The 5,926-nt window shown below is 55.5% G+C and carries 10 protein-coding genes; 5 read left to right on the top strand and 5 right to left on the bottom strand.

The window, feature by feature from the left end; translation table 11 throughout:
- The 4 genes from ABFX23_RS16430 to ABFX23_RS16415 all read left to right on the top strand — a co-directional run.
- The coding region (locus ABFX23_RS16430; protein ID WP_346034054.1) for a hypothetical protein at nt 1-265 on the top strand (265 nt) is incomplete at its 5' end.
- 133 nt (nt 266-398) lie between these two features.
- A complete protein-coding gene (locus tag ABFX23_RS16425; protein ID WP_428831679.1) occupies nt 399-680 on the top strand; it encodes a pseudomurein-binding repeat-containing protein in 282 nt (93 codons plus the stop codon).
- Nucleotides 649-1,431 carry a GIY-YIG nuclease family protein gene (locus ABFX23_RS16420; RefSeq protein WP_346034053.1) on the top strand — a complete coding sequence of 261 codons (783 nt, stop codon included), beginning with the start codon at nt 649-651 and terminating at the stop codon, nt 1,429-1,431. The genes ABFX23_RS16425 and ABFX23_RS16420 overlap by 32 nt, the downstream gene beginning before the upstream one ends.
- 23 nt (nt 1,432-1,454) lie before the next feature.
- Nucleotides 1,455-1,973 (top strand): hypothetical protein, encoded by a 519-nt coding sequence (locus ABFX23_RS16415; RefSeq protein ID WP_346034052.1) that lies wholly within the window; start codon nt 1,455-1,457, stop codon nt 1,971-1,973.
- Between the two features lie 101 nt (nt 1,974-2,074).
- Here the strand turns inward: ABFX23_RS16415 and ABFX23_RS16410 are convergent, their stop codons facing one another.
- From ABFX23_RS16410 to ABFX23_RS16400, 3 genes are read right to left on the bottom strand one after another with little or no spacing between them, the layout of a single operon-like run.
- Nucleotides 2,075-2,359, bottom strand: coding sequence for a hypothetical protein (locus tag ABFX23_RS16410; RefSeq protein WP_346034051.1), 285 nt, complete (start codon nt 2,357-2,359; stop codon nt 2,075-2,077).
- Nucleotides 2,343-2,795: a hypothetical protein gene (locus ABFX23_RS16405; protein ID WP_346034050.1), complete on the bottom strand. Its 453-nt coding sequence runs from the start codon at nt 2,793-2,795 to the stop codon at nt 2,343-2,345. Before ABFX23_RS16405 ends, ABFX23_RS16410 begins: the two co-directional genes overlap by 17 nt.
- Before the next feature lie 12 nt (nt 2,796-2,807).
- Nucleotides 2,808-3,230 (bottom strand): hypothetical protein, encoded by a 423-nt coding sequence (locus tag ABFX23_RS16400; RefSeq protein WP_346034049.1) that lies wholly within the window; start codon nt 3,228-3,230, stop codon nt 2,808-2,810.
- A 77-nt stretch (nt 3,231-3,307) separates the two neighbouring features.
- Between ABFX23_RS16400 and ABFX23_RS16395 the strand changes: the two genes are divergently transcribed.
- Nucleotides 3,308-3,979, top strand: a complete 672-nt coding sequence (locus tag ABFX23_RS16395) for a DUF6946 family protein (RefSeq protein ID WP_346034048.1) — start codon at nt 3,308-3,310, stop codon at nt 3,977-3,979.
- A gap of 252 nt (nt 3,980-4,231) precedes the next feature.
- Here ABFX23_RS16395 and ABFX23_RS16390 read toward each other — a convergent pair whose 3' ends face one another.
- Nucleotides 4,232-5,083, bottom strand: a complete 852-nt coding sequence (locus tag ABFX23_RS16390; RefSeq protein ID WP_346034047.1) for a hypothetical protein — start codon at nt 5,081-5,083, stop codon at nt 4,232-4,234.
- A gap of 154 nt (nt 5,084-5,237) precedes the next feature.
- A partial coding sequence (locus tag ABFX23_RS16385) for a hypothetical protein (RefSeq protein ID WP_346034046.1) occupies nt 5,238-5,926 on the bottom strand: 689 nt, incomplete at its 5' end.

The following is a 5,926-nucleotide window of genomic DNA, read 5'->3' as shown; positions in this document are numbered from 1 at the left end:
CAAGATCGGGCAGATGTTCGAGCAGCGACGGCTCCTCAACGCCCACCTGTTTATCCCGGTCGAGTATCCAACCGACTGGCATCTGTTCTACTTCGACCAGAGGGATGTCGATCAGGAGCGTAACCACTGGGAGCACGGCGAGCACATCCATCTGATGAACATGGTCACCCATCCCCGGCTGCCGGTTCTCGATCTTGTGAAGAAGCTCGATGAGGAAGACCGACCGAAGCTCGGGGGCGGGCTTCACATCAGATATCGGCGGTAGTCGGCTTTACTGTGCATCGGTGACGAACAGGCATTCCATGGGAACTGGACCATACTCCCCGCTAAACTCGACTGTCTGGATGCTACGGCCCGTCCAATAGGTGCAGGTTAGAACGCGCCATGATTGAGAGGATGTGCGCGACCTCGACATTGACCTCATTGACAGCATCAACCCGTTCGAGGCCGCTTATGCGGTGCTCGCCAAGTCGATGAACGAAACCGTGCTCAAACAGGTGCAGTCGGTTATCTCGGCCAAGAAGGTCAAAATTTCGCCGGAAGAAGCGCGGGCGCTTGCGGAGCGGGCCGTCGAGTTCAAGCGGCAACATGGCCGTTTGCCCGAGATCACCTCTCAAGACGCTTGGGAGAAGCGAATGGCCGAAGGGGTTGCAGCGTTCGCGCGGTATCGGGCATCGTGAGAAGTGTGATGATTTCGCCAAGTTCAAACCGCTCTTCGAGCAAGTCCAATCCGAACTTGAGAGCGGACAGCGGGAAACAAGGCCGTTCGAACTCAAGGCTGAAATTCGTCCCGGCGCTTTCTTCATCGTGGGCGGACAAACCGCTTATGTCGCCGAGATGGATGACATCTTTACCAATGATCAGGGTCGTTCCGACGCGCGCCTTCGGGTGATCTTCGACAACGGCACCCAGAGCAACATGCTCATGCGGTCTTTGCAGCGAGCGCTCAACAAGGACGAGGCCGGTCGTCGGATCACCGAACCCGAAGCGGGCCCACTGTTCTCCGGTCAAGCCGAGGACGGCGATGAGGCGAGCGGGATTATCTATGTCCTTCGCAGCAAGTCCGATCACCCGGTGGTCGCAGAGCACCGCGAACTGGTCCACAAGATCGGCGTGACGAATATGAAGGTCGAGAAGCGCATCGCTGGCGCGCATCTTCAACCGACTTTTCTCATGGCGAATGTCGAGATCGTTGCCCAATACCGGCTGTTCAACATCAACCGGACAAAGCTCGAAAAGCTAATCCACCGCGTATTTGGCGCTGCGCAACTCGATCTAGAAATCCCCGACCGGTTCGGCACCATGATCAAGCCGCGTGAGTGGTTTCTCGTTCCTTTGGACGCCATCAATGAGGCGGTTGAGCGCATCCGTGATGGGTCAATCACAGATTACCGCTACGATCCCAGCCAAGCTCGCATCGTCCCGGTTTGACCACCGCTTTGGAGGAAGACGAAGTGAAACGACTGGCTTTCTTTGCGGCCTTGGTGCTCGGAGGGTGCAGTAACCCAACCCAGAACGCACAGGATGCGGTCGCGTATAATCTCCTCGACCCCGACAGCGCGAAATTTCGCGAAGTGCGCACCACCGATGCTGGCGCTGTCTGCGGACAAGTAAATGGTAAAAACCGCATGGGCGCGTATGTCGGATATAAAGACTTCGTTGCGGTCGAAATCGACGGAGAGTGGTTCACCACCATTGTCGATCTGAATGACGATGTGATGGGAGCTATTTACCAACAGCGATACCTAGAGGCATGCGATCCCGAGGGGTTGGAGCATTTTCTAAAAGGGGAAGCTGTTGCCCGCGATGTAGAGCGCCAAGTTCGGGAAACAGCAGACGCGATTGAAGCCGAGATTAATGCGGAATACGGTTTCCCGGACGACGAGCCGGTGGACATAATGGAAACCACAGAACCCGAACCGACTGACGAGCAGATCAGGCAGATTGAGGAAGCGACTCTACCTGATGAGTAATGGCCGCTCCCGCGTTATTTACGGTAAAAGCTAGCCCTACCTCGTCGCTGTTGGATAGAGTCGCGAGAATTAGGCCGGTTTCTCAATTGTCAGATACGCGCTTACGAAGGCTGGCAGAGGCCGCAAAGCTTCGAGAAGCTGCTGTCCGAGCGTCCCATCGATTTGGCGTAGGCGCGGATTTCCGTAAGATCGTTCGCCACAACCTTCTTGTAGTTCCGAGAGGTATAAGCACCATCATCACGGCTCCGTGAGATCGAGCGGCAAGTCGCGCGATGCAGCACAGTGTATTGGGGTCGCTCGCCTCGCTCGATGTTCAGGACGAACCCGTTCGGATGATTGGCGATCCAACGCAGATAACCAGCATCATCGTCAGTGAACTTCTCCATCGCGGGCGATCCTCATAGCTGTTTCAAATCCGAGCACATCGGGATGGATGTAATCAATCTCATATTTTGAACATCCCGCCCAGACCTCCATCGTCGCATCATCCACCAGCACTTCGATTCCAAGTTCCCGACACTGCCAACCCTTCCAGAACATGTATTCATCTCCGCCGACGAGCCCGAGGACGAAGTTATTGTAGTGCTCTTCGGGCACGCCAAAGGTGCCGCGGAAATGGAATGGAAGGAGTGGGCAATCCGTCCTTGCAAGATCGAACCAAAGTCGGTCGAAGAGCCGTCCCGTCCGGAAAGTGATGATGAAGTGCTCTTGCTGGTGCGGGTTTTCGAGGATGTAGTCCCAAAAGTGATGGGAATTCTCGTGACGCCACAAAACGCCATCAAAGTCCCATCCGCATTTTCGATATTTCGTGATGTCGTCCATCACCACGAAATCTCACGAAACTCCGATTTGTCCAGATAATGTTTCGCCGGTGGAGTTCGCTCTCCTTGTGCGTGGGTATGGCGGCGCGTCCATGATGTGAAACCAGCCCTCATATCCGGTAACGGTCCCGAAGCCCGCTCCAGCACTGGATTTCGTCTCGTGAAAGCGGTCATCCAAACCTGTCGCGAGCAATCGATATCCAGCTTGCTCAAGCTCGCCGTTAAGCCGCTTCAATGCCTCGATCAAACTATAGCGATCCTCACCAACTACCCGTTTTCCGTGGGGCAGCATGACAGCGACATAGTGGGCGTGAAAGACGCGCTGACTTCCCGTGGTAACTCGGCCAATTTCGCATTGAACTGTCAAACATCGAGGGCCAGTGATCAGAAACGCCGCTCTCGATTGCGGGGGCTGATAGTGTCGCCATTGTTTCATGCTTGATCCTCCTCGCTTATTTAGCCTCGCATCCGCGCCGAGCTTGGGCATAAAGTTGCAGCTTGAGGGGGACAGAAATGACCAACCGAATACTGATTCCGTCGAGCGGGCCGGATGATTGGCAGCAGTTCTTGGCGAAGCCTGATCTGCAATGGGCTACAGGTTACTCGGCTCGAACGCTCGCCTACGCTTGGGAAGCGGTAAACGGCTTACCGCCTGAAATCGCCGATCTCACATCTGCGGCATTCGGACCCGGCGAGCTTCTCTTCGCTATCCCCGAGCACAAGACTGCACTGCCCGGTGGTCGGCGTGAGAGTCAGTCCGATGTCTTCGCCTTGGTCCGTCACCAAGCTGGGCTCGCCACCTATACCATTGAGGGTAAAGTTGATGAGCCGTTCGGCCCGACAGTCGGTGAATGGCTCATAGATGCGTCAGCGGGCAAGAGAGAGCGGTTGGACTTCATTCTCGACCTGCTCGGTATCCAGCAATGCCCCGACATCATTCGCTATCAGCTACTCCACCGCACTGCCTCGGCGCTGATGGAGGCAGACAGGTTCGGTGCCAACCTCGCGGGGATGATCGTTCATTCATTCTCGCCAGAGAGCCGCTGGCGGGGCGAATTCGATCAGTTCGCGGAATTGCTTGGCGTATCGGCTGCCGAGCAGGAAACAATCCGGCTTCAGGTGCCTTCGGGTAAATCGCTAATGCTGGGCTGGGCTTTGGGGGATCAGAGTTTTCGGCGAGCCTGATCGGCTTTTCGATCTCACGAAACAAACAACGCGTTTCTGTATGCAGATCGAGCCGAGAGGCGAGCACCGAATTGCGTGGGCAATCTCTATGCATTGATCAATTCAGACCGAGGATTTAGCCGGACGCGAAGCGGCGGAATCCCGCCATTTATGGCGGAATGCACGAGGCGGCACGAAGTGGGCAACCTCTATGCATACTTATTATATATGAGATATTTATAGGGAGGTATGCATAGAGATTGCCCACCGGCATCAACTGGCTCGTATCCCTAATATCCCGGTTGCCCACTCGCTTCGTTCGCCCTGCGTTCGAACACCTCTGGATTGCAGGACGAAGCTACTCGATAGCGGTTTCCCCTTCCCAGTGCTCGGAGAAAAGGGAGGCAGATATATGGCTGTCGTGCGTCCATCCGCTTCGCGGGAAAGGATCACAGCACCATCAAGGTTGCGTGCCTCAAGTTGATCTTCGGACACGAGAATGACTTGGAACTCATGGAAATAGGTTCCCTCACCCTTTCGCTTGTCCATAAGAAATCCCACCAGAAACTCGCGCTGGCTCGCGAGAGGCAAGACAGCCTCATCAAGCCAGTCGGCATACTCATTGGACAAGGATGTCTTATGGTCATTTTTTCGCGCGTCTCTTGCCGCCCTCTCGGGAGTGCGTAACTGGGCGGCTCCTTTCCAAGCTGGGTCAGAAAGGCCCCGTGAATGGGGATCGGTGATCTGGATGCTGACGAAATAGGGTAGTTTGTCACGCTCTGGTCTGCACCGTCGCGGTTTGCCATCCTTTCCGGTGGGAGATGCGCGTGACGGTGAATGCGCAATCGAACACTCAATCGTTCGGATATGGGTGATCGGCATACGGACAGGTGATCTACGGGCTTTGGCAGTTTCAAGCTTTTCGATACCGATCATGTCGATCAGTCGCTGCGCCATTGCGGGATCGTTCTTGCATGATTCCGCGACCATGCTGAAGGCAGTTGCGAGGTCGAGAACCTGCGCTTCTTGTGAATTGAGGTATAAGTTTGGACTTGATCCAAGGTTTCTCGCGGGGGCGTCGTGATCGTCAATCTGGCGAAGGAAGGGAGGTGTTTGGTCGTTCATGCATGTTTCTCCGGTTGAGCGTCGCCGAGGCTTGGGCTCGACGACGCTCGCGCAGGAACATGCGTTGGACTTTCGCCCTCGCTATTTATTCGATGCTTGAGCGCTCATCGGCCCATGCCCGACAGCGTGAATATTTAGGATGTTGGCTCGGTCGTCAGGCAGCTTGCCGAAGCGAAGGCTTCGCGGTGGCGGTTTCGAGAATTAGTCTTTTCCAGTCATGCTGGTCAGGCTGGCGGTTTAGGCGTTTGGCCTTTTTCGCGAGCAGGATTCCAAGAGCAAAGTCTTCGGCCCATTTGTCCAAGCCCATCGCCATCGTATCAGCCGCTCGATGAAGTGCGCGAGGGCCAACAACAGCAAGTCGGTGAGCGTTTTCCGTGAACCACTCAAGGGCTCTAACTTGAACATCGAGCGCAATCCGATCACCTGCATTGGTGCGGCGGTTCATGTCGGTATTCAAAGCTAGGTAGCAGGCATATTCCCAACTCGCATAAGGGTCGTCAGGGACGACAATCGGGGGCTGGCGATCAAACACAGCTTCAATGTGCGGCTTTTTTGCCTCGGGAAAGGCATCGACCTTGCGGTTGGTGGAAATGAAGACCGGTGCGTCCATCGGGAGCGAATTGTATACCCGCTGCGACCGGTTCGGGGCGAGCGCGACCTTTAAGATGTTCAGGCATTTTTCCGATGCAAATATGGTGTCGGCTTCGTCGAAAAAAATCGGTCGCACACGCGCGGGGTTGTCTCCAGCATTCTCCCATGCTTCTTCATAAGCTTGGATACTCGACCGGGATAAACAGGTGGGCGTTGAGGAGCCGTCGCTGCTCGAACATCTGCCCGATCTTG

Source organism: Erythrobacter westpacificensis (assembly GCF_039542285.1).
GTDB lineage: Bacteria > Pseudomonadota > Alphaproteobacteria > Sphingomonadales > Sphingomonadaceae > Alteraurantiacibacter > Alteraurantiacibacter westpacificensis.
This window is presented reverse-complemented; position numbering and strand designations above follow the sequence as displayed.

Excerpts from the sequence above, each read along its gene's own strand:
- ABFX23_RS16410 (WP_346034051.1), bottom strand. The coding sequence starts at position 2,359 with ATGGAGAAGTTCACTGACGATGATGCTGGTTATCTGCGTTGGATCGCC.
- ABFX23_RS16405 (WP_346034050.1), bottom strand. The coding sequence starts at position 2,795 with ATGGACGACATCACGAAATATCGAAAATGCGGATGGGACTTTGATGGC.
- ABFX23_RS16400 (WP_346034049.1), bottom strand. The coding sequence starts at position 3,230 with ATGAAACAATGGCGACACTATCAGCCCCCGCAATCGAGAGCGGCGTTT.
- ABFX23_RS16395 (WP_346034048.1), top strand. The coding sequence starts at position 3,308 with ATGACCAACCGAATACTGATTCCGTCGAGCGGGCCGGATGATTGGCAG.
- ABFX23_RS16390 (WP_346034047.1), bottom strand. The coding sequence starts at position 5,083 with ATGAACGACCAAACACCTCCCTTCCTTCGCCAGATTGACGATCACGAC.